The organism is Neobacillus niacini, from assembly GCF_023715785.1.
Classification (GTDB): Bacteria; Bacillota; Bacilli; order Bacillales; family Cytobacillaceae; genus Neobacillus; species Neobacillus niacini_E.
Map to the genome: position 1 here is coordinate 58,194 of NZ_JAMBOX010000009.1, position 26,849 is coordinate 85,042.

Below are 26,849 nucleotides of genomic sequence, written 5' to 3' on the forward strand. Positions count from 1 at the left end.
CACTTTTATTCACATTGTCAAATTATTGACACTTTTTAAGTCAGTTATTAGCTTTCAACATATAGCAAAATACGATACCATTTTGTAAAATAAACAACATGGGGGGATTAATAATGGAAAAAGCCGTAAAAATTTTGGTAGTTGACGATGAAGAAAGAATTCGCCGCTTATTAAAAATGTACCTTGAGCGAGAAGATTTTATTATTGATGAAGCAGAAGACGGAAATGAAGCTTTAACTAAAGCGTTGAATAATGATTACGATGTTATACTCCTTGACCTAATGATGCCTGGCAAGGACGGGATTGAGGTTTGCCGCGAACTGCGTGAAAAGAAGGCTACTCCTGTTATCATGTTAACGGCAAAGGGAGAAGAAGTAAACCGTGTTCAGGGCTTTGAAGTTGGAACAGATGATTATATCGTCAAGCCATTTAGCCCGCGGGAAGTTGTCCTAAGGGTAAAGGCCATTCTCAGAAGATCATCACAAACCACTTATTTGCAAACAGAAACAACCACCAAGGATGTCATCGTGTTCCCGCACTTAACCATCGACAATGATGCGCACAGGGTTACTGCAGATGGCAAGGAAGTCAGCCTGACACCAAAAGAATATGAACTGTTATATTTTCTGGCAAAAGCGCCGGATAAAGTATTCGATCGGGAACAGCTGCTAAAAGAAGTTTGGCATTATGAGTTTTTTGGAGATTTGCGCACGGTTGATACCCATGTCAAGCGACTCCGCGAGAAATTGAATAAGGTATCCGAACAGGCAGCCAGAATGATTGTTACAGTTTGGGGAGTAGGCTACAAATTCGAGGTAACAAATGAATGACCTTTTTACGAAGCGTAGTAGGTAAACTTTGGTTTACCATCATTCTACTTGTTTCATTTGTGCTGTTTATTTTAACAGTCATGCTCCTTGAGTTTTTTCAAAATTATAACATTCAGGAAACGAAAGAAGAGCTGACACATACAGCCGAAAAAATCGCTAATGTTCTCAAGGAACATCCAAAAGAGCAGTTGCCGCTCGGGTTAGAAATATCATGGGAAATAGTCGACCAGGTAACAAAAGTGGTCGTCGTTAAAAATGAGCACGAGGTTTATTATTCACCCAATACGGAAAATGGGATCAAACTTTCGCTGAAAGATATCAAACAGGATTCTGAATTATCAAAGGTATTCCACGACAACAAAAAGGTTGAAAAAATTTCAAACCTGGCTTCAAATAAGAACGGTAAGACGAGCGATGCCAGCTTTTCAATTATTGGCGTGCCGCTTCATCTTCCAGGTGAAGAAACCGGGGCGGTATTTATTTATCAATCCTTGGAAGTCATGCAGCAAACATCCCGAGAAGCCACAAAATTTATCCTGTTGGTCGCGGGAGTTGCCATCATTTTGACTACTATTTTTGCCTTTTTCTTGTCTACAAGAATTACGGCGCCGCTCCGAAAGATGCGGGAAGCGGCATTCGAGGTGGCACGAGGTAAATTCGATACGAAGGTACCGATTCTGACACATGATGAAATTGGCGAATTGGCAACAGCCTTTAATCAGATGGGCAGACAACTAAAATTCAATATGAATGCCCTCAATCAAGAAAAGGAGCAGCTTGCGAGCATCCTAAGCAGTATGGCCGATGGCGTTATCACCTTTAACCGGGATGGAACGATTCTGATTACCAATCCGCCGGCGGACCGGTTTTTGCAATATTGGTATTATGAAAAAGGCGGTTTTGAAACGGAAGCCGAAGAAATTCCATCGGAGGCGATGGAGCTGTTTCAAAAAGCCGTTGATACCGAAAAAGAGCAAATTGGTGAAGTTACCCTTCAAGGGCGCCATTGGGTGATTCTCGTCAGCCCTCTTTACAGCAATCAGTTTATTCGGGGTGCCGTTGCGGTTCTGAGGGATATGACCGAAGAAAGAAAACTGGAAAAAATGAGAAAAGACTTTATCGCAAATGTATCTCATGAACTGCGTACTCCAATTTCAATGCTGCAAGGATACAGTGAAGCGATTGTCGATGATATTGCCCAATCACAGGAAGAAAAACGGGAAATGGCCAAGGTCATCTATGACGAATCGCTGCGCATGGGGCGCCTTGTCAATGAACTGCTTGATTTGGCACGGATGGAAGCCGGTCATATTCAATTGACGCTGGAAGAAGTGAATCTTGAAATCTTCATTAACCGGATTATCCATAAGTTTCAGGGGTTGGCCAAGGATAATGGCATACATTTGCACGCGGAAATCGAAGAAGAGATGGAGCCAATCACCATGGATCCTGACCGCATTGAACAGGTGCTGACGAATCTGATTGACAACGCGATTAGGCATACCCCGTCGGGTGGTTCTGTCACGTTGGTGGTTTCTCAAGATGAAAAAGGAATCAGGATGGAAGTAAAAGATTCCGGTTCCGGCATCCCGGAAGAAGATTTGCCATTTGTATTTGAACGTTTTTATAAAGCGGATAAAGCTCGAACGAGGGGCAGGTCTGGAACGGGGCTTGGACTAGCTATTGCCAAAAATATTATAGATGCTCACCGCGGACACATTTCGGCTCAAAGCAAAATTGGCCAAGGAACGACATTTTCCTTTGTTTTGCCTCGAAAATCGTAAAAACTGCCACTTTTATCCCGATTTCTCTTGATTCACGGGAAACAATACGAAACAAACTCATCCAATCTCGGATGGGTTTTTTCTTTTCTTTGTAATTAAAAATTGATTCCACTAAATACCTTCACTTTTATGTTAAAAAAGTCTATATTTATTTAAGGTGTAACCTTTTATACATAAACCTCGACTATATTATTGAACGGGGAGGAGAATGGAATGGACTCCGTTTTCGATGAACTATACCAAAAGTATCATCATGACGTTTTTCAATTTTTATTTTACATGGTTAGAAACAGAGAACAGGCAGAAGATCTTGTCCAGGAAGTCTATATAAGAGTTTTTAAGTCATATCACCGCTTTGAAGGAAAAAGCAGTGAGAAGACGTGGCTGTTTTCAATAGCCAGAAATGTAGCAATTGACTTCTTCCGAAAGCAAAAGGGCTGGAAGGAAAAAATTCTTGAAAAATTTGATTGGTCGACAAACCAGGTGAAGGACGATTATCCTATTCCGGAGGAAATTGCAATTCAACGGGAGGAAATTAAATGGGTGTATCAATGTTTGGACTATTGTACAGTTGATCAGCGTGCTGTCATCATCCTTCGTTTTATTCATGATTTATCCATTTCTGAAACAGCGGAATCCTTAGGTTGGACCGAAAGTAAAGTCAAAACAACGCAGCATCGTGCTTTAAAGGTGTTGAAGAAGCAGATGGAAAATTTCCATGCAAAGGAGGGAGAAGCGAATGAAAAAGTCGGAGTGGAGCGATAAAGAACTCATGGAACTGCTAAAGGAAATGCCGAAAATCGAAGACTATCGTCACCCGCGCGACATTTACCAAAACCTGCCGATTAAACGGCGCAAGAAAATGCCATGGCTTTTACCCGGTCTTGCCACGGCCGCGGCCTTATTACTGTTTTTCATTTTAATTCCCAAGCTCATGGATGGCAATCAATTTTCGTTAGATCATGCAAAACAGGAATCCACACAAGAAGCAAAGGTTGCCAAAGAGGATAATGATTCAAGCGGTACGGCAAACGGGGATCCGCAGAAGGACCAGGCAACCATCATGAAAAAGGCAGAGCTAAGCAATGAGAAAATTGCTGCGACCGCCATTTATGATGATGCAGCCAATGGCGAGACCGTGCTGACATACTGGGTGCCCGATGACCAGGCACAAAATCTTGTTCCTGTTTCAACGATCGTCAACAATGCTGAAGGGAAAGACTGGCTTACTCTTTTCAATGAAAATATGGCAAACTTAAGAGAAACTGAATGGCGATTGACTGATTATTACCCCCTTAAGGCAACATTAAGCTATGATAAAGTGGGCGAGACGGTCATTGTCGATGTGCCTGCAGATCACCCATACGCTCAAGGAAGCACATCTGAAGTTATTTTTATCAATACGTTAAAGAATCTTGTTGCTTCCAATAGCACGGCTAAAAAACTTAGGTTTAAGACAAATGGTCAACTCGGCCTTGAGGCGGGAAACAATTTCTATGAGGAATTGGACGTTAGCCCGGTAAAAAATCATGCTTACTTCTTTTATTATCCAAACGGCAGTGAAGTACCGTTCCTAGTTCCCTCGCCGGAACCATTTAAAGATATCAAATCTGCACTACAAGCAATGGGGGCATCAATCGAAACACATCAATTGCACGGCATAACGCTTGGGATTAATGATGTGTCATCAAGCGGTCAAACATTGACGATTTCGTTTAATGAAAATTCAAGCATGAACAATGATCAGCAAACTGTCTGGTCTTTCGAAGCCATCTTGCTAACCGCAAAGGAATTTGGTTTTGAAAAAGTGATTGTCAATAATCCACCTATTGATAAACTCGGTCCATTTGACCTAACCCAAGAAATTAAGGTGCCTATAGCCCCGAATCTACGGGAAACAAAATAACAATCAAATCAACCGCTTTGGTTGATTTTTTTTTATGTATAAAATAACAATCAAATCCAAATTATAACAAGTATGGTTGGACCGTTCCTCTCCCGGACCATTTGTTCTAAACCCTGGCAATGCCACATATGGTGATGAGAGGATAAGTTATAAGGAGGATTTTAGAAGAATGCGTGATTATTTAAGGAGATTTTTAATTGCCATCATTATGGCAATTTGCGTCAGCTTATTATTTTTGGGTGGCCGACACTCGCAAGCTGCAGCACCAGAAGAATTGAAAGAAAGGGAACACTGGGTGTGGCCGGCAGACGGAGTGATCTCCGATACATATGGAACAAGGCATGGCAATCACAAAGGAATCGATATAGCCGGAAAAATGGATACACCGATTCTTGCCGTTGAAGATGGCCATGTCGTAAAATCATACTACTCTACTACTTATGGAAATGTGGTTTTTATCAAGCACCCAAGCCATTTTGTCACCGTGTACGCCCACTTGAACAAGCGTCTTGTTTCAGTAGGACAACCCATTAGGCAGGGTGACATGATCGGGTACATGGGAAAAACCGGACGTGCTACCGGCATCCATCTTCATTTTGAAGCCCACCAGCTTGAATGGCGCTATGATAAGAGATTCGCCTTTAACCCTGAAATGCTATTAGGAAGGATGGCCGTCGGCGAAACAGTCCAAGGCGGAATTGCTGCCATGGGCAGGGATGTGCTTGAGGCAAGCGCCCAGTTACGGCCGCTGCTTGAAGAAAAGTTTTCTGACCCAGTGACAGAACAGTACAGGGTGAAAAAAGGGGATACCTTGTCTGCTATTGCTTTGAAAGTAAATGTTTCGGTCGCTAGAATAAAAGAGCTTAATCACCTGAATTCCGATGTGATCAGACCAAATCAAATCCTGATTATTCGCTAATAATCCCTTTTACCGGAGGTGTTTCGACCCTCCGTTTTTTTCAATTTAGTGACAAATTCAACATGTGAGGAAACGAACAGAATATTTTACTTAACAAATCTGCATATCTCTAGTATAATAATGTTGTAATTTCATATCGATCTATCTTCGGGGCAGGGTGTAATTCCCGACCGGCGGTATTAGAGGTTAACTCTTGAGCCCGCGAGCCTTTTAGGCAGGATTTGGTGCGATTCCAAAGCCGACAGTATAGTCTGGATGGGAGAAGATGGAGGTTCTGCAAACATTTGAAAAATATTATCTTTTCAGATGTTTATTAAGCATGCCTTTTATTTGCTCCCTCAAGCGATGTTTCTTGAGGGAGTTTTATTTTTAGGTGTGCATGCTGCTGAACCTCTCTTCCTAACGTGATGGATCAAAAAAGGAGAGAGGAAGAGTGAAGAAAATGAAGAACACAAAAGTAAAGGCAATGGTTTCAATTGGAATGCTTAGCAGCATCGCCTATTTATTAATGCTGCTGCAATTTCCGCTTCCGGGATTCCCGAATTTCTTATTTGTGGATTTCAGCGACATACCGGTATTGATTGCTGCGCTAGTTTTTGGCCCGGCAGCCGGGATATTAGTTGAGTTTTTTAAGAACCTGCTTGATTTTATTATGACAGGAAGCCAAACAGGAATTCCAGTCGGACACATCGCCAATTTCTTAGCGGGAATTACTTATATTTTGCCTGTGTATTATATTTATAATAAGTTAAAAACAAGAAAAGGCATGACCATGGCTTTGGTAGCCGGGACCGTTACAATGGCAGTAATTATGAGTGCTTTAAACTACTTGTTCATCTTGCCTGCCTATACTGTCCTTATGGGTTTCCCGGACATGCGCAATCTTGTCGTCCCTGCCATCCTGCCGTTTAATATCCTAAAAGGTGTCATGATGTCGATGATTTTTATGCTCGTATTCGTTCGAATGCAGGCATGGCTTAATAAAAACACAGTGATAAAAGGCGCATAAATAGAAACAGAGGCTGCTTCAAAATAGCGGCCTCTGTTTATTTTTTGAAGAAAAGAAAAACCCGTCTTACCAAGAGACGGGAATTCAGTAGCTTAAGTATTTCATTTTTTAAAAGAAATTATTCGAATTTAGTTGGGTTGCCATCAAATGGCTCATCAGCAACTTTAATCGAATCAGTTGGGCAGCCTTCGAATGCGTCCATCATGTCGTCAATTAATACATCCGGAATTTCGACGATTCCTTCGTTATCGTCAAGGGTTACAAAGGCAATACCCTCATCATCGTAATCATAAATATCCGGAGCAGCCGCACCGCATGCACCACAAGCGATACATGTTTCCTTATCAACAATCGTATACTTTGCCATGAAAAAAATACCTCCCAGTGAATAACAAGAATTATTGTTGCTCATTTTCTCACTTGTGAGAAAACGCTTTTCCCATATCTATTGTAAGACTGAACCGATAACTTTTCAATAGAAAAAATGCCTCTGGACCTTTTGAATCGGTTATTTCTGAAACTTCTACAATTTGGGACAGCCAATAGCGTCATTTCGTGTTAAAATAAAAGGGAATTTGTCGATTTGAAAAGTGGTGGCGCCAATGCTGCATATAGAATTAATTATTTTGCATTGTTTACAAAGCATTAAGAATGAAAGAACCATTTATTCTATTTTTCACCTTCTTAAAGGAAAAAAGTCATCACAGACGATACAAGATGCCCATTTATTTTCTCTTAAACCATTTTTCGGTATCTTGGAGCCGATGACAAGGGAGCTCTTTGATAGGAAAATTGCTGCCATGCTGCAAAATAACCTGATCATTGACTGTGGGGGCCAGCGATTTGTCCCTGCCTTATTGGGCGAGTCCCTTTTACAAAATAATCGATTACCCATCTTTATCAATGGGTGGGACTATCACCAGATCACAGGACCGGTTTGGGAGCGGTTAACCTTGCTGGTTCAGGTTGCTTCGCATCTGGAATATGGCGAGACGAATTATATTCCAATCCAAAAAAATCAGGCCGTTCATTCATGGGTGAAAACGGTTATAAAAGTCTCCAACATCTCTAAAAGGGAAATGGGCCGGAAATTATACAACGAATTGACGAAATGCTTTTGTAATGCAGACGGAATTAATCCGTCAGTCATTGTGTTTCGGTTAACCGGATTTCAGCAAATTGGCTTAACCGCAGAGCAGGCGGCTAAGAAACTGGATCTGGAAGCTCTCGACTATCATCTTCAATTTACCAATACATTGCACTATATGATTCAAAATATAAAAGACAATAATGAGCAATTTCCTTTACTGGCTTATTTGATTCAAGGATTTACCGAAAATGAAGAGTTAACCCTATCCGCAAGAAAAACCTGGAACCTTTTGTTACAGGGGTATTCCCCTGAAATGATTGCCAGTCTAAGACGACTGAGGGTAAGTACAATAGAAGATCATCTTGTCGAATTTGCCTTAAATATAAATCATTTCCAAATCGATGAATATGTAGATAATGGACTGCAGTCCAAAATATTGGATACATCCCGTCAACAAGGGACAAAACAGCTAAAGGTAATTAAGGACAAGGTGAAAAATGCCAGTTATTTTCAAATTAGATTAGTACTTGCGAAATATGGTGAGCAATCATGGAATTAGAAGATCTCTTATTAAAACATTTTGGTTTTCATTCTTTTAAAACCGGACAAAAAGAAGTCATTTCCTCTCTATTGTCGGGGTGCCACACATTGGCCATGCTTCCAACCGGAACTGGGAAATCACTATGCTATCAACTTCCGGGATATATGCTGGACGGGCATGTTTTAATAGTATCCCCGCTGCTTTCTCTTATGCAGGACCAGGTGGAGCAATTTAAGCGATTTGGCGAAAAGCGGGTTGTCGCGTTAAATTCCTTTCTGACTTTGGAGGAAAAAAATCAAGTTCTGCGCCACATAAACGAATATAAATTTATATTTATTTCGCCAGAAATGTTGCGGGTTCCTTATATTCTGGGAATCCTGGGAAAGCTTAAGCTTTCCATGTTTGTTGTGGATGAGGCCCATTGCATCTCCCAGTGGGGCTTTGATTTTCGTCCTGATTATTCAAAGTTGGGAGAAATCCGAAGTGCATTAGGAAATCCGTTGACCTTGGCGCTAACGGCAACTGCTACTTATCAGGTACGGGAAGACATTATTCAATCCTTGGGTTTGAGTAATGTAACAAAGGTGGAATCTTCCGTTGACAGACCCAATATTGCTATCTGCATTGAAGAACTTGCAGACTATCATGAAAAGGAAGCCAGGATTTTGGATTTAGTTCAACAGCTTGAAAAACCAGGGGTAATTTATTTCACCAGCAAAAAAGCAGCTGAACAAATGGCTGCCCTGCTCGTGGAAAAAGAGATATGTCAGGCAGGTTATTATCACGGAGGAATGGACCCTAGTACCAGGGTGTTAATCCAAGAACAATTTATCCATAACCAGCTTGAAGTCATCTGTGCAACAAGCGCTTTTGGAATGGGAATTAATAAGGAAAATATTCGCTTTGTCATTCACTATCACATGCCGATGCAAATAGAATCTTATCTGCAGGAGATTGGCAGAGCCGGTCGTGATGGCAATCAGAGTGTAGCTATCTTGTTATACTCTCCCGGAGATGAGCTTCTTCCATTGCAGCTAGCTGAGGGTGAACTGCCTTCGGAACAGCAAATTGACTGGTTGTTCGCTAGTATTGCTGGGGAACCACGGGTATTGAATGAACAGCTTCGACTTCACAAGGATTTAAAGGAGCAAGGGGGTTTTACCGATGTTCAATGGCGATTCATTGAAGGATTAATCCATCAAATGCATCGTACCGTCCCCATGCAACAAATGAATAAATCCGTTAAGGAATTTGTCGCTGGCAGGCTGACCACCAAGAAAACAAATATTTTTCAATTGAAGCAATGGCTTGATTCGGCTTCTTGCCGGAGGGAGCATCTCTTAAACTATTTTGGGGAAATGTTGTCCGATCAGGTTCAGCCTTGCTGTGACCGCTGCGGAGTGCAGCTCAACCAATTTTTTAAAGTAAGCGGTCATTTCAAGAGTAAACCAAGTGATGTGACCTGGAATCAATATCTTGCCAAAATTTTAATCAACAGTGGGTTGAGTGAATGAAACAAAAATACAATGAACTAATTAAAAGTTTATCTGATAAAGAGCTTTTATTCCATTTATATATGACGCAAATTATCCTTCTAGTGGTTTCATTCATTTTGGGATTGATTTTCTTTGACCATTTTTCCTATTTAAATCAAATTCGCTTACATGACAAGAGTATTGTCATAATTGGCATCCCCGCTGGCTTAGCGGTGGTTTTGCTCGATATAATCCTGATGAGATGGCTGCCTGCTCACTATTATGACGATGGCGGATTAAATGAACGGATATTTAAGAACCGTAAAACTCTTCATATCCTGTTCATTGCTGCCTTTGTTGCTTTTAGCGAAGAACTATTGTTCCGCGGGGTCATCCAGACCAAGGTTGGCCTTATTTTTGCCAGTTTGATTTTTGCTATGATTCATTATCGTTATCTGTTTAATTGGTTTTTATTTACCAACATTGTCACACTCAGTTTTGTCATTGGAGTGATATATGAATGGACTGACAATCTTGCAGTAACGATCATAATGCATTTTGTCATAGATTTTCTATTGGGGATCTATATAAACTTTAGACATACGAAAATGATTGACCCTAGGGAAGGAGCTGAGCCTTTTGAATAGAGAAGAACCATACAGAGAACAAGCAGAACGATTAAAAAGACGGATTGAGAAAATTAATGAATCAATTGAAGTGTCCAGTGATGAACTGCCGCCAAGGGAGCAGCTTCATCGTGAAAAAAAAGCAAAAGTGAAGTGGAAGCTGAAATATCCGGTCATTCGAATCTTGGTATTATTTTTTATTCTTTTGCCGGTGATCATCTTTAGTGCCATTTCCTATCTTGATGGCAAAAAAGGTCCCGCATCACGACCCGCAAGCACCGATTCTGTCAACTATGAAACTATTAATCTTGAAAAAACAAAATCGGAAGAAGTGAATAAAGCCGAAGAAGTGGAGCCGGTTCAGGCCGAAGTTGAGCAGGAAAATCAGGAAGCGGAAAAAGCGGAAGAAAACACAACCGATTCCCAGCCTGCCGATACGACTCATAATGCACCGGAAGTGCAGAGTACAAGTAATGAAACGGAGCCAGTCAGTGGAGTTTCTACCGATAAAAACAGTCCGCTGCCGCAGACACAAACAACAAATACTGCAACAACCAATCCGCCAAAAAGCCAAACAGTCATTTATCATAAAGTTCAGCCTAAGGAAACATTATTCAGGCTGGCGATGAACTATTATAATAGTCAAAAAGGGATGGAGACAATCAAGAAAGCCAATGGCCTCAAAAATGAGGATATTTACGTTGGTCAGGTTCTAAAAATCCCGCGATAAATTACCGAGCCGACCTTTTCAAGGCCGGTTTTTTTTACGGCAAATTCATATTCCCTGGGACAAGTTCATAAGTATATACGGAGAAGTGGAGGGATAAAAATGGATGTTCCAATCCGGTCACTAAACCATACAGATGAAGCAACAAAGCAAATGCTTGAAAATGTGAGAAAGCGGAAGGAAAAGTTTGACATTGCAGAGAAACGGCATTTTTTAGCAATCTATCTCACGCTTATTTTTGCGTTCATCTTTTTTGGGCATTTCTATTTTGCGATCGCCAAGCAGTATTCCTACTCTTTTTTCGCGATGTTTTCTGCGGCGCTTAATGATTTGCTGACTGTTTACATGTTTGCATTGACGCTCATTGGCTACGGGGCCATGAATGTGTTAAAACAGCAGAAAGATAAAAAGGAAAAGGAGTATCAGGAATTAAGGAAGGAAATCGTCGATAAAAGCAAGGATTTATGGAAAAGGGAAGACGATTGGAAAAACCGTCATCATGTTTTTGAATTGATGAAAAAACATTATGATATTAACCTTTACCACGAAAACAAATAATAAGAAGCAGACCGTTTGGCTGCTTCTAATATACAATCAAAATATTTTCTTCTTTCCCCTTTCATCCTTCAATATTTCAACAGCTTCACGGAAGCGCTGGGAGTGGATGATTTCTCGTTCCCGCAAAAACCGCAAGCCGTCATTTAAATCCGGGTCATCGCTCATATTAATGATCCATTGGTATGTGGCTCTTGCTTTTTCCTCTGCGGCGATATCCTCGTAAAGGTCGGTGATTGGATCGCCCTTGGCCTGGATATAAGTCGCGGTAAAAGGTACTCCGGCAGCATTATGGTAAAACAATGCTTTGTCATGGTCAGCATAATGGCCGTCGAGGCCCGCTGCTTTCATTTGCTCCGGTGTGGCGTCTTTCGTGAGTTTATACACCATTGTCGCGATCATTTCCAGGTGAGCGAACTCCTCTGTTCCGATATCCGTCAGGAGACCGATTACTTTATCAGGAATCGTATAACGCTGGTTTAAATAGCGCAGTGCGGCGGCAAGCTCACCATCGGCGCCGCCATACTGTTCAATTAAGAATTTGGCCAGCATCGGATTGCATGAACTCACTCTAACCGGATATTGCAGTTTTTTTTCGTATAACCACATGAGCCTTTTCCCTCCCTTATTAATATCCTCCAGTCTATACTTGCCAAGGCCATGGCGTGTCGTCCCAGTTCCATGGGTAGCCGGAATAGCTGTTCCCGAATTGCTGCAATGGTCCGAATTGACTTTCAAATGCCTTTTTCAGCCGTTTTCTTTCCTTTGCATAATGATTAAACTGATTAATGGCTTCAAGATCGTCGTTATGGGTATCGAGATAGAGGGTGAGTTCAACAAGGACAAAATCAACTGCCTGAAGCTGTTCCATCAATTGATAATACTCGGCTGGCACCTGCTTCATTCCTGTTCCCCTCCTCTTTTAGGCTCGGAAGGAGAATACCAAGGGTCATAGAAGGCCTTCCAGAGTGTCCCCGTTTTAAGAGCCTCGAGAGGCGTGAATTGTGGCAGATTTGGCGGTTGAAAACCCATGTATAGATGAGGTGGCGTGGAATATGTCTTTTCAAGCATAGGCTTGCAAGGGTCAAACGGGCTAGCATAAGGGTGCCAGGTTTTTAATCGTGTGTGCATAGAATCCCTCCCTTTATTCAACATCAATTAATCTTATGAAAAATATGTTCAGACATGACATAATTCTTTAATATATTAAAGGTTTTTTACTACCCGTATAGAATTATAATTAAGGAGGAAGGATTATCATTTGAGGTGATGGGAATTGTTTGTCAAAAATATTATGATACCAAAGCATGAATGCATAACATTGCAAGAAAATGAAACGCTAAAGGCAGCGCTGGAAAAATTGGAGGCTAACCAAATCGACGGGATTCCGGTTCTTGCTGGGGACAAGTATCTCGGTGTTGTCACAAGATATAATATCTACTTGAACTTTTTCAACTCCAATCAATCAAAGGAAGACTATTTGACTGCTACAAGTGTAAAAGAAATCGCCGTCCATCAAGATAAGTATTTAAAGGGTGCAGAGTTATTTGAAAAGACGATGCTCGATTTAAAGGACTTCCCGTTATTGGCGGTGGTTGATGAAAATAAAACATTTCTTGGTGTGGTTACTCGATCCGATGTGTTGGGACAGTTTGAGAGTGCTTTCGGAGTCAATCGCCCTGGTGTCAGGATTGCGTTTACATCGGTTGAGACGGAAGGACGGATTGCCCGGTTATCGGAAATTGCCCATCACTTTCATGAGCATATTATTTCGCTTGTCACGTTTGATGAAACCGATAAACTCGTCCGCAGGATTGTGATGAAGATTGAGAAGAAGGATAATATCGATAAATTTGTCAAAAAGCTTGAAGAACACGGTTTCAGGGTCTTGAGTATCCAAGAAGACTAGGGAAATAAGGGGATCCCTCTCATACGTTGATATGGGAGGGATTTTGTATGCTCATATTATTGGTCTGTTTTTTTATGTAATAACATGATATATGATATGATTTCGGTATTATTTTTAAATTTAAAGGGGCAAAGGGAATGTTAGTTTATTTCGTTATCCTGATGTTAATTGGGGCAGGCCTTTTACTGTACATGATAAAGGAAGCTTTTCAAAATAAAGTGACATGGAATGAGTTATGTTTTTCCGACTTTCCGTCATCGTTCGGGGAGCTCAACATTTTTTTTATTTCGGATATTCATAAGCGGACTGTCTCGGATAAGATCATTTCTTATGCCAAAGGCAAAGCAAACTTGGTCATTATTGGCGGGGACCTTGCAGAAAAAGGAGTCCCCATTCAACGTGTGAAGATAAATTTGCAGAAACTAAAGGAAATTGCTCCGGTATACTTTGTTTGGGGCAATAATGACTATGAAATTGACAGTAATAAACTAACGGCGCTAATGAAGGAGCTGCAAATAACCATATTAGACAACAGGGCCATTGAACTTAAGTCCAATGCTGGTGATACTATAAGTTTACTGGGCGTAAAAGAAATGAATCAAAATCAGGACAGACTAGACCTTGCGCTAAATGGGGCAACAGCAGAAAGCTTTAAAATCTTGGTCAGTCATTACCCCAGCATCATCAACAAAATTTTGCCTGAGCATGGGATTCGATTGGTGTTAAGCGGACATACTCACGGAGGTCAAATTCGTATTTTTGGATATGGACCATATAAACGGGGTGGAATTGAAAAGCTTATAAATACGACACTGCTTGTAAGCAATGGTTACGGAACAACGGCCATCCCATTAAGGCTAGGGGCCCCTGCTGAGTGCCACATGATTACACTTAGACGGGGATAGGATAGTTTGGCGAGGGAAGACAATTCACAAACCCAGCCCTGCTTTCATACTCTAAACCAAGAGTTATCATAAGCAGGGGGCAAAAACATGCGCTTAGAACGCTTGGCAGCAAACAAAATAAAAATATTTCTAACCTCTGATGATTTGTTTGAAAGAGGCCTTTCCAACGAAGATATCTGGAAGGATTCAGGGAAATGGAATCAACTCTTTCATGATATGCTTGAAGAAGCAAGTGATGAATTTGATGTTGATATCAGAGGCTCGGTAGCCGTTGAGGTTTTCTCGCTGTATGCTCAAGGCATCATCATGATCATTACGGTAAACGAAGTAAAAGAAGATGAAGAGATATTGGATGAGGGAATCATTGAAATGCAAGTCAGTGTCGGAGCATCCCGGGAACTTTTGTATGAATTTGAGGATTTCGAGGACCTGATTCAGCTGTCCAAAAGGCTCGGCCCCTTAAACATAAATGAAGGAAGCATTTATTCGATGAACGGTCGGTACTATCTTTTGATGAATGAATTGGAAGCCGATAAGACATCTATCATTGCCTCAATGCTTGCGGAATATGGAAATGCCTCTATTCTTAGTCGATTTGTACTTGCCGAGTATGGCAAATTAATCATAAAAGAGAAAGCAATCAGCAGGATTCTTCAGTATTTTGATTAACTGAAAATTCATACTTCATTAAAAGGAGGGGCCAAGCCGCTTCTTCTCATTGTAGGGGGAGCAGTTTGGCCATAAGGAAGCGAGAGAAGAAAATGATCAGCAATAAAGCCAATGGCAACGGTTACATATTAATAGTCTAATGGGGTGAAAACGGTTTTTTCTTCTTGCATTAATTAAGTAAAGGTGTATACTTGTGACTGAAAGCGGACAACATTCGTAAAAGTGATTCATAGGAGGTTTACTAATGGTAGCCGATAAAGGTGCTGAGAAAACGAATCAGGGGGCAACACATGATGTGTTAAAATCAACACAGACTGTCATTCATAAAGCCCTTGAAAAATTAGGTTATCCTGAAGAGGTATACGAGCTCTTAAAAGAGCCATTACGGATGATGACAGTTAAAATTCCCGTCCGAATGGATGACGGTTCAGTTAAAATATTTACTGGGTATCGTGCCCAACATAACGATGCGGTGGGCCCTACGAAAGGCGGAATTCGGTTCCATCCTGGTGTGACCGAGACTGAAGTCAAGGCCCTTTCGATTTGGATGAGTTTAAAATGCGGTATCGTTGACCTTCCATATGGAGGCGGTAAGGGTGGCATTGTTTGTGACCCGCGTGACATGTCATTTAGAGAGCTTGAGAGATTGAGCCGAGGATATGTACGGGCTATCAGCCAAATTGTTGGACCGACTAAAGATATACCTGCTCCGGACGTATTCACTAATTCGCAAATTATGGCATGGATGATGGATGAATACAGCCGTATAGATGAATTTAATTCTCCTGGTTTTATTACAGGCAAGCCGCTTGTTCTAGGCGGATCACATGGCCGTGAATCGGCAACTGCAAAAGGCGTAACCATTTGTATAGGTGAGGCTGCCAAAAAGAGAGGCATTTCTATTGAAGGTGCAAGAGTGGTGGTTCAAGGATTCGGAAATGCCGGAAGTTATCTGTCAAAATTTATGCATGATGCAGGTGCGAAGGTAATCGGCATTTCTGATGCCTACGGTGCCCTTTACGATCCAAATGGGCTCGATATTGATTACCTGTTGGACAGACGGGATAGCTTCGGAACGGTCACAAAATTGTTTAACAACACGATTACCAATAAAGAGCTGCTTGAGCTCGATTGTGATATACTTGTTCCGGCAGCAATCGAGAACCAGATTACGGAAGAAAATGCCCATAATATCAGGGCACAAATTGTGGTTGAGGCTGCGAACGGCCCGACAACCCTTGAGGCAACCGAGATTCTGACAGAACGCGGAATTCTCCTTGTTCCGGACGTGCTTGCGTCTGCGGGTGGAGTAACTGTTTCTTATTTTGAATGGGTTCAAAATAACCAAGGTTATTATTGGTCCGAAGAAGAAGTGGAAGAAAAGCTGGAAAAGGTTATGGTTAAATCATTTAAAAACATTTATGATACAGCCCAAACACGCCGTGTCGACATGCGCCTGGCCGCCTATATGGTCGGTGTTCGAAAAATGGCCGAAGCAAGCCGCTTCAGAGGCTGGATTTAATTACTTTTATTGAAAAATAATAAAAAAACTCCTATCATAAACAGGATAGGAGTTTTTCTGTTAAGGAAGTGTAAAGAAAAGTGCGATCAGAAGAGATTATAATCATCGGCGGCGGTCCCTGTGGCATGGCAGCGGCAATCGCCTTACAGGAAATTGGGAAAAAACCGTTAATCATTGAAAAGGGGAATATCGTTAATTCTATTTATCATTATCCGACCCATCAAACATTTTTTAGCACCAGCGAAAAGTTGGAAATTGGCGATGTCCCATTTGTAACAGATAACTATAAACCAAAACGGAATCAGGCCCTTGTTTATTACCGCGAAGTTGCGAAGCGAAAGCGGCTGAGGGTAAATGCCTTTGAACAGGTTCTTAAAGTTTCGAAACAGGGGACTTTTTTTGAAGTGGTGACGAATAAAAATAGCTATAATGCCAGGTACGTCATCATTGCGACCGGATACTATGACAATCCGAATGATATGAATGTTCCGGGTGAGGACCTTCCGAAGGTTTTCCACTATTTTAAGGAGGCTCATCCTTACTTCGATAAAGATGTATGTGTCATCGGCGGGAAAAACTCCAGTGTGGATGCGGCCCTAGAACTCGTCAAAGCAAACGCAAGAGTCACCGTTCTTTATCGTGGAAAGGAATATTCTCCAAGCATCAAACCATGGATTCTGCCCGAATTTGAATCGTTGGTCCGAAACAATGTCATTAAAATGGAGTTCAATGCCCATTTAAAGGAAATAACGGAGGATAAGGTAATTTATTTGAAAGATGGAAACGAAATCACCATAGAGAATGATTTTGTGTTTGCAATGACAGGGTATCATCCCGATCATCAGTTCTTGAAAAATATGGGTGTTGACATTGATGCGGAGTCGGGAAGACCGGTATTCAATTCGGAAACAATGGAGACTAATGTGAACGGAATTTATATTGCCGGGGTGATTGCGGCTGGAAACAATGCCAACGAGATTTTTATTGAAAATGGCAGGTTCCATGGCGGTCTCATTGCTGGTTCCATCTTGGCGAAAGAGCAAAAGGGAGAATAAACGATGAAAAAAGTGGTATTGCTGACTACAGGCGGAACAATTGCTAGCAAGCCGAATAAGGATTCCGGAAAATTGGCCTCTGGGGCCATGACGGGTGAAGAACTTGCCGCAATGTGCCAATTACCGAATGACATTGAGGTAATTGTCGAATCTGTCTTTCAAAAAGCCAGTATTCATATTACCTTTGAGGATTTAGTCGTTTTAAAGTCCAAAATTGAACATTACTATAAAGATGATACAGTTTGCGGCGTGGTCGTTACCCATGGAACCGATACAATGGAAGAAACTGCTTATTTCCTTGATTTAACGATTAAAGATTCCAGACCGGTGGTGGTTACAGGTTCGCAACGGTCCCCGGAGGATTTAGGCAGTGATGTCTATATCAACCTGAGGCATGCCATTTATTCTGCTTGTTCCCGTGATTTGCACGATGCCGGAACCGTTGTGGTGTTTAATGAGCGAATTTTTGCGGCGCGGTACGTGAAAAAAGAGCATGCTTCCAATATTCAAGGATTTGATGTCTTTGGCTTTGGCTATCTGGGGATTATTGACAACGACGAGGTTCAAATTTATCAGAAACCAATTAAACGGGAGCATTTTGACATAGTAAGGCCAGTACCTCATGTCGACATTATTAAATGCTATATTGGAGCAGACGGCAAGTTTATTAAGGCAGCCAGGGAGGCTGGAGTGAAAGGAATTGTCCTTGAAGGGGTCGGGCGCGGACAGGTTGCTCCAAAAATGATGACAGAAATTGAGGAAGCGATGAAAGCTGGAATTAAATTGGTGATCACGACAAGTGCTGAGGAAGGTTCTGTTTATACTACCTACGATTATGAGGGCAGTGCCTATGATTTATATAAAAAAGGAGTCATTCTTGGCAGTGACAATGACGCCAAAAAAGCAAGGATTAAGCTGGCCGTTGCTCTAGCGGCCGGCTTGGAGACAATTAAATTTTAATCACAGACCAGCCTCCGGGCTGGTTTTCAATTGGAGACTCCCGTGTTACTATATAAGAAACGGATTTGAAAAGAGGTTTGTCATGCTGGGAATATTATCTGCCGGAATTGCACCTGGCCTGGCCTTATTAAGTTATTTTTATTTAAAAGATGAATATGACTCAGAGCCAATTTCCTTTGTGCTTCGCACGTTTATGTACGGGGCGCTGCTGGTATTTCCCATCATGTTTATCCAGCATGTCCTTGAAACGGAGCATTTGCTTTCTTCCCATCTGGTGAATGCTTTCTTAAGTACAGGTCTTCTCGAGGAATTCTTTAAATGGTTTATCCTCTTTTATGTGGTCTACCAGCATGTGGAATTTGATGAACCGTTTGATGGCATTGTTTATGGTGTGGCCGTATCACTGGGGTTTGCCACGGTTGAAAATATCTTTTATTTAATTGCCAACGGAATCCAACATGCGATGGCTAGGGCGTTATTGCCGGTCTCGAGCCATGCCCTATTTGGCGTGATTATGGGCTTTTACATTGGAAAAGCCAAGTTTACCGAAGGGAATAAAGCCAAATGGGTGACCTTGTCGTTATTTCTGCCGGTAGTTCTACATGGCTCCTATGATTTTATCCTGTTATCTCTGGAACATTGGTTATTTATTATTTTTCCGTTTATGATCTTCCTTTGGTGGTTAGGGTTAAGAAAGGTGAAAAAGGCCAAAATACTCAGTGCCAATCATATGAAAAAACAATATGCGATTCAAGAAACTCTCCATTCCTAATGGAGGGTTTTTTCTTTTTTGGGAATAAAATCAACTTCGTGGCAAAAAATAGGATTACTGTAAAAATGATTGACTTTGGGGGTATTATTTCATGCATAAGAAAAGAATCCTTATAAGATCTTTCGTGCTGCTTTGTTTTTTGCTGGGAACATTCCAAATCGTGAACCCAATGACAGGCCATGCCTTTTCCAATCAGGTCATTCAACAAGGGGCAGTTGGGGATGATGTAATTGAATTGCAAGGAAGGCTGAAGCATCTGGGCTTTTACACGGGAAACGTTGATGGTGCGTTCGGCTGGGGGACCTATTGGGCATTACGAAATTTTCAATACGAATTTGGCCTGCCGATTGATGGGTTGGCAGGACAAGCTACGAAGTCAAAACTTGTGAAGGCAACTCCTAAGTATGGAGGTGCGGGTCAAGGCGGAGCGGCCAAAGCACAGCCGCCAAAAGCGGCTGCTCCAAAGCCAACGGCATCCAATACACCAAAGGGTTTTTCACAAAATGATATCCGCTTAATGGCGAATGCAGTTCACGGTGAATCAAGGGGTGAGCCATATATTGGCCAGGTAGCGGTTGCTGCTGTTATTTTGAACCGCGTTAACAGCTCCACATTCCCAAATACTGTTTCGGGAGTCATCTTTGAGCCAGGAGCATTTACGGCTGTAGCTGATGGACAGATTTGGCTGACGCCAAATGAAACATCCAAAAAAGCGGTTATAGATGCCATTAATGGCTGGGACCCGACCGGTGAAGCGCTGTATTACTTTAATCCGGCAACCGCCACAAGCAGCTGGATATGGTCAAGACCGCAAATCAAGAAAATTGGACAACATATTTTTTGTAAGTAGAGGTGAAACAAATTGATTAGAGGAATATTATTAGGCGTTCTCGCCATTGCCGTTGCGGGAACGGCCTATTGGGGCTACCAGGAGCACCAGGATAAAAATGCCGTTTTGTTAAACGCAGAAAATAATTATCAGCGGGCATTCCACAATCTAACCTATCGAATGGATTTATTGAATGATAAAATCGGCACCACTTTGGCAATGAATTCCAGGGAATCCCTGTCTCCTTCGTTACTAGAAGTATGGCGTCTCACTTCCCAAGCCCATAGTGATGTCGGGCAATTGCCATTAACGTTATTGCCATTCAACAAGACAGAGGAATTTCTAGCGAACATCGGCAAATTTTCCTATCGGACAGCCGCCAGAGATTTGGATAAGGATCCGTTATCCGACCAGGAATATGAAACCTTAAAAAAACTCTACTCTCAATCTGGTGAAATTCAGAATGAACTAAGAAAAGTTCAACACATGGTATTAAAGAATAATTTGCGGTGGATGGATGTAGAGCTTGCCCTTGCTTCCGGGAAGGAAACGACCGACAATACAATTATTGATGGTTTTAAAACGGTTGAGAAAACGGTAACCGGCTATGAGGAATCGGATCACGGTGTCACATTTGCAAACCTCCAAAAAAAGGATGAAAATTTCAAAAAGATAAAAGGGAAAACCATTTCCAAAAATGAAGCCATTAACATTGCCAAGAAATACATGAAATTTGATGGCAATGCCGAGGTAAAAGTGACGAAAAATGGCAAGGGCTCCGATTATGGTTTTTATAGTGTATCGATCCGCAATAAACAAACCAACCAAGAAGCCAGTATGGACATTACAAAAAAAGCTGGTCATCCGATTTGGTTTATCAACAATCGTGAGGTTTCACAGCAAAAAATCAGTTTAAATGACGCAACCAATAAAGCATTGTCCTTTCTAAAAGAAACTGGATTTAAAAATCTAGAGGTATTTGAAAGCACCCAATATGACAATATCGGTGTCTTCAATTTCGTTACCACTATCAATGGCATCAGAATTTACCCCGAAGCTGTAAAGGTAAAGGTTGCTTTAGACAATGGGGACATTGTTGGGGTGTCGGCGGAAGAGTATTTAAAATCGTTCCAAACTAGGGAAATCGAAAAACCGGCCATTACATTGGAGGAAGCGCGAGGCAAGGTCAATCCGAATCTAAAGGTAATGGAAGACCGCCAGGCGATGATTATCAACGATTTAAATGAGGAAGTGCTATGTTATGAATTCCTGGGGACATTGGGTGACGAAACGTACCGAATTTTCATTAATGCAAAAACCGGCGTCGAAGAAGAAGTAGAGAAATTGAAAGACGCGGAAAAAATGTACGAAGATGTTCTTTAAGGGAAAGCATATGCTTTCCCTTGCAGGCTGTCGAGAAACTTTCGACAGCCTTTATTTTATATAACTACTTTAACAATTCACCGCGTTAATTTGTTATGATGATATTAATCAAAAACTATTCGATATGTCTGTTGATTTGCGCTCCAGGCACTTCGCTTTCCGCGGGCGTGCCTGGGAGCCTCCTCGGCGCAAGCGCCTGCGGGGTCTCCCAATGCCCCGTACTCCCGCAGGAGTCTTCGTGCCTTCCGCGCAAATCAACAGGTGTTATTAATAAGTTAAGAAGTTCAACCAATAATTATTAAAAATAAGTGATGAATTCAATGTTTAAGCCTAAAGAGTCTAGCCAAAGTGAATTTGAATTTGTGTCTATTGATGAATTAGTTCCGGATGATCACCTTCTTCGTTTAATTGATAAATATGTAGACTTTTCATTTCTTCTTGAAAAAGTACGTCCATTTTATAGTGATGATAACGGCCGTCCATCTGATCCCCTTATAAATACAAATCTGATTCGAAAAAATGTGAAAGCTGCCCATTTTTATCCGAATGCACACGTTCAAAAAATAAGGTCAAAGTAGTAACACGACATGTTTGGGAGGAGTACAAGGAAAAGATAAGAGTAAATCGCTTATCTAAATCAGGATAAGAACTTTATAAATTAGAAAGGAAAAAATTGAGCGAAGCTTCGCATACTCAAAAGAGCTGCATGGGCTTCGCTACTGCCGGCTGCGGGGAATAAAAAAAGCAAGTGAGCAAGCGCTTCTAACCGCAGCTTGCCAGAACATGAAAAAGATTGCGACACATTTATTCAGGTTGGAAAAGGTGTGTTGCAATACTTCAGGTTGATTATCTCCTGTTGATTGGAGCGGAAGGTGCGAAGACTCCTGCGGGAGTACGGGACAGGGGAGACCCCGCAGGCGCGGAACGCGCTGAGGAGGCTTCCCGAACCGCCCGCGGAAAGCGAAGCACCTGGAACGGAAATCAACAGGCCCCCTAGCAGGGGCAATTTTAATAAAATCGGCCATTCAATTTCCATTAAAATAAAAAATTGCCGAGAAATATACCCTTTCTCGACAATCTGTTTGTTCCCTATTCTGAAAGAATAAAAGACACTCTAGTTTCCAATAATAGGAATAATGTTTTTGCGGGGTGAAGCGGATGAAAATTATGGAACGATTGTTAATCAAGGTTATTATCATTCAACTTTTATTCTTATTATTTTCTCAATTCTTTTTTCATCAACTAGATGTTTGGCCGGAATTAAACCAACTCACAAAATATGAAGGGGTAAATGAAAATACCTTGACAGAAATCCTTCAGACCTTTCAAGGAAATTAACTAGAAAAGCGAAAGCGCCATGTTCACTGCGCTGGAGCAGAGACAGGCATAAAGCAGGGATCCCTGCTTTATTTTTATTAATTAAAAACATAAAAATAAGAGAGTTTGTGTGATCTTATGGTAAAATAAACAGTAGACAGCTTATGCGACAATCATAGTATTAGGAGGATTTATGAACAAGAAAATCTCAATCGCAATTGATGGCCCGGCGGCAGCGGGGAAAAGTACCGTAGCCAAAATTGTGGCAGAAAGTCTGGGTTACATTTATATTGACACAGGTGCCATGTACAGGGCCTTGACTTATAAAGCAATTGCGAATCATTTCAATCTCGAGGATGAAGCGGCGTTATCAACCTGCCTGTTCTCCACTAAAATTGAACTTTATCCCTCGGAAAACGGACAATTGGTATTTTTAGACGGCCGCGATGTAACAAGCGAAATCCGCTCTGCTGCTGTAACCAATTCCGTTTCGATTGTTTCCAAACATCAGCAGGTTCGGGAGGAAATGGTCAGACGTCAGCAAGAGTTTGCCACAGGTGGCGGAGTGGTCATGGACGGACGTGACATTGGAACCCATGTTCTGCCGAATGCGGAGGTTAAAGTGTTCCTGCTGGCAAGCGTTGAAGAACGTGCCATGAGAAGACATACCGAGAATCTCCAAAAGGGTTTTCCTTCCGATCTTGAAAAATTGAAACTGGATATTGCCAGACGGGATAAAATTGACTCTGAACGAGAAGTAGCCCCGCTGAAAAAAGCCGAAAACGCAATTGAAATCGACACAACTTCAATGACAATTCCTGATGTAGTCGAAAGGATTTTGGAGCTGGCATACGAAAGGATTGGAAAAGTGTGACGTTTTATTCTTTTGCAAGATCAGTGGCTTCCGCCGTTTTTAAACCGTGGTATCGGATTGAAGCGATTGGTGAGGAGAACATTCCTAAAGAAGGCGGAGTTCTGCTCTGCTCCAATCACATTCATAATTTCGATCCGATTGTTGTCGGGATTAATATGAAGAGGCCGGTTCATTTTATGGCCAAGGAGGAAATTTTTCGTGTCCCTATTTTAGGGGGAATCGTCAGAAAGTGCAATGCGTTTCCTGTTAAACGGGGAATGAGCGACAGAGAAGCATTAAGAATGGGCATGAGCGTCCTCAAGGAAGGGAATGTGTTAGGGCTATTCCCGGAAGGAACAAGAAGTAAAACGGGAGAGCTTGGCAAAGGTTTGGCCGGTGCCGGTTTTTTTGCCCTCAAAACGAATTGCGCCGTCGTTCCATGTGCCGTTATTGGCCCTTATAAAAATTTTCAAAAATTAAAAGTAGTTTATGGAAAGCCGATTAATATGGACCCGCTTAGAGCTGCCAAAGCTTCCGCCGAAGAAGTGACTGAATTAATTATGTCGGAAATTCATAAACTTATTAAAGAGTATCGATAGGTTCTGCTTGACAAAATTCACTATTTATAAGAACTTAATAAATGAGATTCTTTTTTTGCTAATCAGAATTTATAGATAAATATAGATTTTGCGAGTCAATGGATTAAGGAGGATTACATATGTCTGAGGAATTAAATCAAGTAGAAGTCAAAACCTTTGAAGTGGGAGACAAAGTTACTGGACAAGTTACAAAAGTGGAAGAAAAGCAGGTTCTTGTCAATATTCAAGACAGTAAACTTGACGGAATCATTCCAATTAGCGAGCTATCCAGCCTGCACATTGAAAAAGCATCCGATGCTGTGGTGGAAGGCGATGAATTGGAACTAGAAGTATTGAAGGTTGAGGAAGAGGCATTGATTCTCTCAAAACGAAAAGTCGATGCAGAAAAAGCCTGGGAAAGCCTGGAGCAAAAATTCCAGAGCGGAGAGGTATTCGAAACTGAGGTAAAAGATGTGGTAAAGGGCGGTCTTGTGGTTGACCTTGGTGTCCGCGGCTTTGTTCCTGCTTCACTTGTTGAACCTCATTTTGTCGAAGATTTCAGCGATTACAAAGGACGTACACTTTCCTTTAAAATTGTTGAGCTTGACAAGGAAAAGAATCGTGTAATCCTTTCTCACCGCGCGGTTGTCGAGGAAGAAAAGGAAAAACAGAAATTTAACCGCCTTGATGAACTAAAGGCTGGCCAGGTCATTGAAGGTACTGTGCAAAGAATTACCGATTTCGGTGCATTCGTTGATATTGGTGGAATTGATGGACTTGTTCATATTTCCCAATTATCGCACGAACATGTGAGCAAACCAACCGACGTTGTTCAAGAAGGCCAAAAGGTACAGGTAAAGGTTCTAAGTGTTGACCGTGATAATGAAAGAATTTCTTTATCCATCAAAGAAACTCTTCCTGGACCATGGGCAAATATTTCAGAAAAGGCACCTAAAGGCAGCGAATTGACTGGTACAGTTAAACGATTGGTTTCTTACGGGGCATTTGTAGAAGTTTTCCCTGGAGTGGAAGGTCTTGTTCATATTTCCCAGATTGCCCATAAGCATATCGCAACGCCTCATGAAGTGTTGAAAGAAGGACAAGAAGTAAAAGTTAAGGTATTAGATGCAAATGAAAACGATCAGCGTCTATCGCTAAGCATTAAAGAGCTTCTTGAAAAAGAGGCTGAAGAAACTCATGACTATGAACTTCCTGAGGAATCAAAAGGATTCCAGCTTGGTGAAGTCATAGGGGATAAATTAAAGAATCTAGGAAAATAACGGTGATATATCTTGTCGAGATCGAAACGGAAATGGGACCATATTCGCTTTGCGGTTGAAAATGGCCCAAAACGGAATACAGCTTTAGATGACATCAAATTTGTTCACCAAAGCTTACCAAATTGCAGTGTATCCGATGTTCGATTAGATCATTCCATTGGCGGACTTTATTTAAGTTCGCCAATTTTTATCAATGCGATGACAGGTGGCGGCGGTGAGAAAACGTACCAAATTAATCAGGGACTGGCAACAGTAGCCAAAGAAACAGGTGTGGCAATGGCTGTCGGTTCACAAATGGCAGCACTGAAGGATCGGTCGCAGAGGTACACCTATGAAGTGGTACGAAAGGAAAATCCGTCGGGAATCTTGATAGCTAATCTTGGCAGCGAGGCAACTCTTGATCAAGCCAAGGCGGCCATTGAAATCATAGAGGCAAATGCCCTACAGATTCATTTAAATGTCATTCAGGAACTGACCATGCCTGAAGGGGACCGTGATTTTACCAATGCCATAAATAGAATTGAGACTCTGGCAAAAGAGCTTCCTGTTCCGCTGATCGTGAAGGAAGTTGGTTTCGGTATGTCAAAAGAAACAGTTCAACAGCTCGCATCCGCGGGAGTATCTGTAGTGGATGTCGGCGGATTTGGTGGAACAAATTTTGCGGCTATAGAGAATAAGCGCCGGGAAAAAGCCCTATCTTTTTTTACTGATTGGGGCATTCCCACACCGGTCTCCCTTATCGAAGCATCCTCGGTTTCAGCCGATATCTCGATCGTGGGTTCGGGAGGTTTCAAGGATGGTCATGACATTGTCAAGGGTCTGGCATTAGGCGCCGATGCTGTCGGGATTGCTGGTTATTTCTTGAGAATTCTTATCGAAGAAGGAATCGGGTCAGTTGTTGAAGAAATTCATACGTTGCATGAAGAAATCTCCATGATCATGACTGCACTTGGGGCAAAAACAATCGCCCAATTAAAGCAGGCCCCGCTGGTTATCTCTGGTGATACATACCATTGGCTGCAAGAGCGGGGAATTGATACGAAAAAATATAGCCAGCGCTCCATAAAATAAAGCTCCTGCATCCGCAGGAGCTTTTTGTATGCTGTTTAGTAGTCGTCCTTCCCATCATTTAATCCCCTTGCTTCATCTGGGCCGGAAAGCTTGGTTGCGCCATTATAATGCAGTGCCTGATCTCGATCAGACGCCACACGGCGGGTTGCTTTCAATTTTTTCTCCTGGCGGTCTCTTCCCATTATCCACACCTCCTGTTTATAAGATGATTCCCGAAGGAAATATTATTCGAGGAAGTATGAAACCCTGCAAATTACCAATAATGATAAAGATTGGAGGTGTGT

General features: G+C 41.8%; 31 protein-coding genes, 1 pseudogene and 1 riboswitch. Of the genes and pseudogenes, 27 read left to right on the forward strand and 5 right to left on the reverse strand.

Going from position 1 to position 26,849, the window contains the following annotated elements; genetic code table 11:
* Positions 1 to 113 precede the first annotated feature (113 nt).
* From M3234_RS16520 to M3234_RS16545, 6 genes are all read left to right on the forward strand, one after another.
* Positions 114 to 830, forward strand: coding sequence for a response regulator transcription factor (locus tag M3234_RS16520; RefSeq protein WP_262305771.1), 717 nt, complete (start codon positions 114 to 116; stop codon positions 828 to 830).
* On the forward strand, positions 827 to 2,614 hold the full coding sequence (locus M3234_RS16525) for a cell wall metabolism sensor histidine kinase WalK (protein WP_262305772.1): 1,788 nt from the start codon (positions 827 to 829) through the stop codon (positions 2,612 to 2,614). Before M3234_RS16520 ends, M3234_RS16525 begins: the two co-directional genes overlap by 4 nt.
* Before the next feature lie 213 nt (positions 2,615 to 2,827).
* Positions 2,828 to 3,379, forward strand: coding sequence for an RNA polymerase sigma factor SigX (sigX, locus tag M3234_RS16530; protein ID WP_262305773.1), 552 nt, complete (start codon positions 2,828 to 2,830; stop codon positions 3,377 to 3,379).
* Positions 3,354 to 4,520, forward strand: a complete 1,167-nt coding sequence (locus M3234_RS16535) for a hypothetical protein (protein WP_262305774.1) — start codon at positions 3,354 to 3,356, stop codon at positions 4,518 to 4,520. Before sigX ends, M3234_RS16535 begins: the two co-directional genes overlap by 26 nt.
* 169 nt (positions 4,521 to 4,689) lie before the next feature.
* Positions 4,690 to 5,439: a peptidoglycan DD-metalloendopeptidase family protein gene (locus M3234_RS16540; protein WP_262305775.1), complete on the forward strand. Its 750-nt coding sequence runs from the start codon at positions 4,690 to 4,692 to the stop codon at positions 5,437 to 5,439.
* A gap of 139 nt (positions 5,440 to 5,578) precedes the next feature.
* Positions 5,579 to 5,710, forward strand: a riboswitch (FMN riboswitch).
* A 171-nt stretch (positions 5,711 to 5,881) separates the two neighbouring features.
* Entirely contained in the window at positions 5,882 to 6,448 is a 567-nt protein-coding gene (locus M3234_RS16545; protein WP_262305907.1) for an ECF transporter S component, read from the forward strand.
* A gap of 118 nt (positions 6,449 to 6,566) precedes the next feature.
* Here M3234_RS16545 and M3234_RS16550 read toward each other — a convergent pair whose 3' ends face one another.
* Positions 6,567 to 6,815: a ferredoxin gene (locus tag M3234_RS16550; RefSeq protein WP_042355233.1), complete on the reverse strand. Its 249-nt coding sequence runs from the start codon at positions 6,813 to 6,815 to the stop codon at positions 6,567 to 6,569.
* A 235-nt stretch (positions 6,816 to 7,050) separates the two neighbouring features.
* Here M3234_RS16550 and M3234_RS16555 point away from each other — a divergent pair, with 235 nt between their 5' ends.
* The 5 genes from M3234_RS16555 to M3234_RS16575 all read left to right on the forward strand — a co-directional run bounded on the left by M3234_RS16555 (position 7,051) and on the right by M3234_RS16575 (position 11,465).
* The gene (locus M3234_RS16555) at positions 7,051 to 8,097 is read left to right on the forward strand and encodes a YpbB family protein (protein WP_262305776.1); all 1,047 of its coding nucleotides are present in this window, start codon (positions 7,051 to 7,053) and stop codon (positions 8,095 to 8,097) included.
* On the forward strand, positions 8,088 to 9,593 hold the full coding sequence (locus M3234_RS16560) for a RecQ family ATP-dependent DNA helicase (RefSeq protein WP_262305777.1): 1,506 nt from the start codon (positions 8,088 to 8,090) through the stop codon (positions 9,591 to 9,593). The genes M3234_RS16555 and M3234_RS16560 overlap by 10 nt, the downstream gene beginning before the upstream one ends.
* A complete protein-coding gene (locus M3234_RS16565; protein ID WP_262305778.1) occupies positions 9,590 to 10,201 on the forward strand; it encodes a CPBP family intramembrane glutamic endopeptidase in 612 nt (203 codons plus the stop codon). Before M3234_RS16560 ends, M3234_RS16565 begins: the two co-directional genes overlap by 4 nt.
* Positions 10,194 to 10,910: a LysM peptidoglycan-binding domain-containing protein gene (locus tag M3234_RS16570; protein WP_262305779.1), complete on the forward strand. Its 717-nt coding sequence runs from the start codon at positions 10,194 to 10,196 to the stop codon at positions 10,908 to 10,910. Before M3234_RS16565 ends, M3234_RS16570 begins: the two co-directional genes overlap by 8 nt.
* A 99-nt stretch (positions 10,911 to 11,009) precedes the next feature.
* A complete protein-coding gene (locus tag M3234_RS16575; RefSeq protein WP_262305780.1) occupies positions 11,010 to 11,465 on the forward strand; it encodes a YpbF family protein in 456 nt (151 codons plus the stop codon).
* Between the two features lie 36 nt (positions 11,466 to 11,501).
* Here the strand turns inward: M3234_RS16575 and M3234_RS16580 are convergent, their stop codons facing one another.
* The 3 genes from M3234_RS16580 to M3234_RS16590 are packed head-to-tail and all read right to left on the reverse strand — an operon-like array spanning position 11,502 to position 12,593.
* Positions 11,502 to 12,071 carry a manganese catalase family protein gene (locus tag M3234_RS16580; RefSeq protein ID WP_262305781.1) on the reverse strand — a complete coding sequence of 190 codons (570 nt, stop codon included), beginning with the start codon at positions 12,069 to 12,071 and terminating at the stop codon, positions 11,502 to 11,504.
* A gap of 34 nt (positions 12,072 to 12,105) precedes the next feature.
* Positions 12,106 to 12,366 carry a spore coat protein CotJB gene (locus M3234_RS16585; RefSeq protein WP_066312796.1) on the reverse strand — a complete coding sequence of 87 codons (261 nt, stop codon included), beginning with the start codon at positions 12,364 to 12,366 and terminating at the stop codon, positions 12,106 to 12,108.
* Positions 12,363 to 12,593 carry a spore coat associated protein CotJA gene (locus tag M3234_RS16590; protein WP_262305782.1) on the reverse strand — a complete coding sequence of 77 codons (231 nt, stop codon included), beginning with the start codon at positions 12,591 to 12,593 and terminating at the stop codon, positions 12,363 to 12,365. Before M3234_RS16590 ends, M3234_RS16585 begins: the two co-directional genes overlap by 4 nt.
* Before the next feature lie 145 nt (positions 12,594 to 12,738).
* On the opposite strand from M3234_RS16590, the gene M3234_RS16595 reads away from it, so the two are divergent.
* The 16 genes and pseudogenes from M3234_RS16595 to fni all read left to right on the forward strand — a co-directional run bounded on the left by M3234_RS16595 (position 12,739) and on the right by fni (position 26,565).
* Positions 12,739 to 13,371, forward strand: coding sequence for a CBS domain-containing protein (locus M3234_RS16595; protein ID WP_262305783.1), 633 nt, complete (start codon positions 12,739 to 12,741; stop codon positions 13,369 to 13,371).
* Positions 13,372 to 13,508: 137 nt separating this feature from the next.
* Positions 13,509 to 14,276 carry a metallophosphoesterase gene (locus M3234_RS16600; RefSeq protein ID WP_262305784.1) on the forward strand — a complete coding sequence of 256 codons (768 nt, stop codon included), beginning with the start codon at positions 13,509 to 13,511 and terminating at the stop codon, positions 14,274 to 14,276.
* Positions 14,277 to 14,363: 87 nt separating this feature from the next.
* Positions 14,364 to 14,945 carry a genetic competence negative regulator gene (locus M3234_RS16605; RefSeq protein ID WP_262305785.1) on the forward strand — a complete coding sequence of 194 codons (582 nt, stop codon included), beginning with the start codon at positions 14,364 to 14,366 and terminating at the stop codon, positions 14,943 to 14,945.
* Between the two features lie 244 nt (positions 14,946 to 15,189).
* Positions 15,190 to 16,467, forward strand: coding sequence for a Glu/Leu/Phe/Val family dehydrogenase (locus M3234_RS16610; RefSeq protein ID WP_262305786.1), 1,278 nt, complete (start codon positions 15,190 to 15,192; stop codon positions 16,465 to 16,467).
* Between the two features lie 80 nt (positions 16,468 to 16,547).
* The gene (locus M3234_RS16615; protein ID WP_262305787.1) at positions 16,548 to 17,522 is read left to right on the forward strand and encodes a YpdA family putative bacillithiol disulfide reductase; all 975 of its coding nucleotides are present in this window, start codon (positions 16,548 to 16,550) and stop codon (positions 17,520 to 17,522) included.
* A 3-nt stretch (positions 17,523 to 17,525) separates the two neighbouring features.
* Positions 17,526 to 18,482, forward strand: a complete 957-nt coding sequence (locus tag M3234_RS16620; RefSeq protein WP_262305788.1) for an asparaginase — start codon at positions 17,526 to 17,528, stop codon at positions 18,480 to 18,482.
* Positions 18,483 to 18,564: 82 nt separating this feature from the next.
* Positions 18,565 to 19,254: a glutamic-type intramembrane protease PrsW gene (prsW, locus tag M3234_RS16625; protein ID WP_262305789.1), complete on the forward strand. Its 690-nt coding sequence runs from the start codon at positions 18,565 to 18,567 to the stop codon at positions 19,252 to 19,254.
* A 91-nt stretch (positions 19,255 to 19,345) separates the two neighbouring features.
* The gene (sleB, locus tag M3234_RS16630; protein ID WP_396953961.1) at positions 19,346 to 20,104 is read left to right on the forward strand and encodes a spore cortex-lytic enzyme; all 759 of its coding nucleotides are present in this window, start codon (positions 19,346 to 19,348) and stop codon (positions 20,102 to 20,104) included.
* A gap of 12 nt (positions 20,105 to 20,116) precedes the next feature.
* On the forward strand, positions 20,117 to 21,466 hold the full coding sequence (gene ypeB / locus M3234_RS16635; protein ID WP_262305790.1) for a germination protein YpeB: 1,350 nt from the start codon (positions 20,117 to 20,119) through the stop codon (positions 21,464 to 21,466).
* 320 nt (positions 21,467 to 21,786) lie between these two features.
* Entirely contained in the window at positions 21,787 to 22,044 is a 258-nt protein-coding gene (locus M3234_RS16640; protein ID WP_262305183.1) for a transposase, read from the forward strand.
* Positions 21,963 to 22,312, forward strand: a pseudogene (locus M3234_RS16645) (transposase); the annotation flags it as partial. The gene M3234_RS16640 and the pseudogene M3234_RS16645, both read left to right, overlap by 82 nt.
* Before the next feature lie 321 nt (positions 22,313 to 22,633).
* Positions 22,634 to 22,804: a YpfB family protein gene (locus tag M3234_RS16650; protein WP_262305791.1), complete on the forward strand. Its 171-nt coding sequence runs from the start codon at positions 22,634 to 22,636 to the stop codon at positions 22,802 to 22,804.
* Between the two features lie 172 nt (positions 22,805 to 22,976).
* On the forward strand, positions 22,977 to 23,657 hold the full coding sequence (cmk, locus tag M3234_RS16655; RefSeq protein ID WP_262305792.1) for a (d)CMP kinase: 681 nt from the start codon (positions 22,977 to 22,979) through the stop codon (positions 23,655 to 23,657).
* Entirely contained in the window at positions 23,654 to 24,235 is a 582-nt protein-coding gene (locus M3234_RS16660) for a lysophospholipid acyltransferase family protein (RefSeq protein WP_262305793.1), read from the forward strand. The genes cmk and M3234_RS16660 overlap by 4 nt, the downstream gene beginning before the upstream one ends.
* A gap of 119 nt (positions 24,236 to 24,354) precedes the next feature.
* Positions 24,355 to 25,494, forward strand: a complete 1,140-nt coding sequence (rpsA, locus tag M3234_RS16665; RefSeq protein WP_262305794.1) for a 30S ribosomal protein S1 — start codon at positions 24,355 to 24,357, stop codon at positions 25,492 to 25,494.
* 12 nt (positions 25,495 to 25,506) lie between these two features.
* The gene (fni, locus tag M3234_RS16670) at positions 25,507 to 26,565 is read left to right on the forward strand and encodes a type 2 isopentenyl-diphosphate Delta-isomerase (RefSeq protein WP_262305795.1); all 1,059 of its coding nucleotides are present in this window, start codon (positions 25,507 to 25,509) and stop codon (positions 26,563 to 26,565) included.
* Positions 26,566 to 26,600: 35 nt separating this feature from the next.
* Here the strand turns inward: fni and M3234_RS16675 are convergent, their stop codons facing one another.
* Positions 26,601 to 26,747, reverse strand: coding sequence for a YpzI family protein (locus M3234_RS16675; protein ID WP_262305796.1), 147 nt, complete (start codon positions 26,745 to 26,747; stop codon positions 26,601 to 26,603).
* Positions 26,748 to 26,849 lie beyond the last annotated feature (102 nt).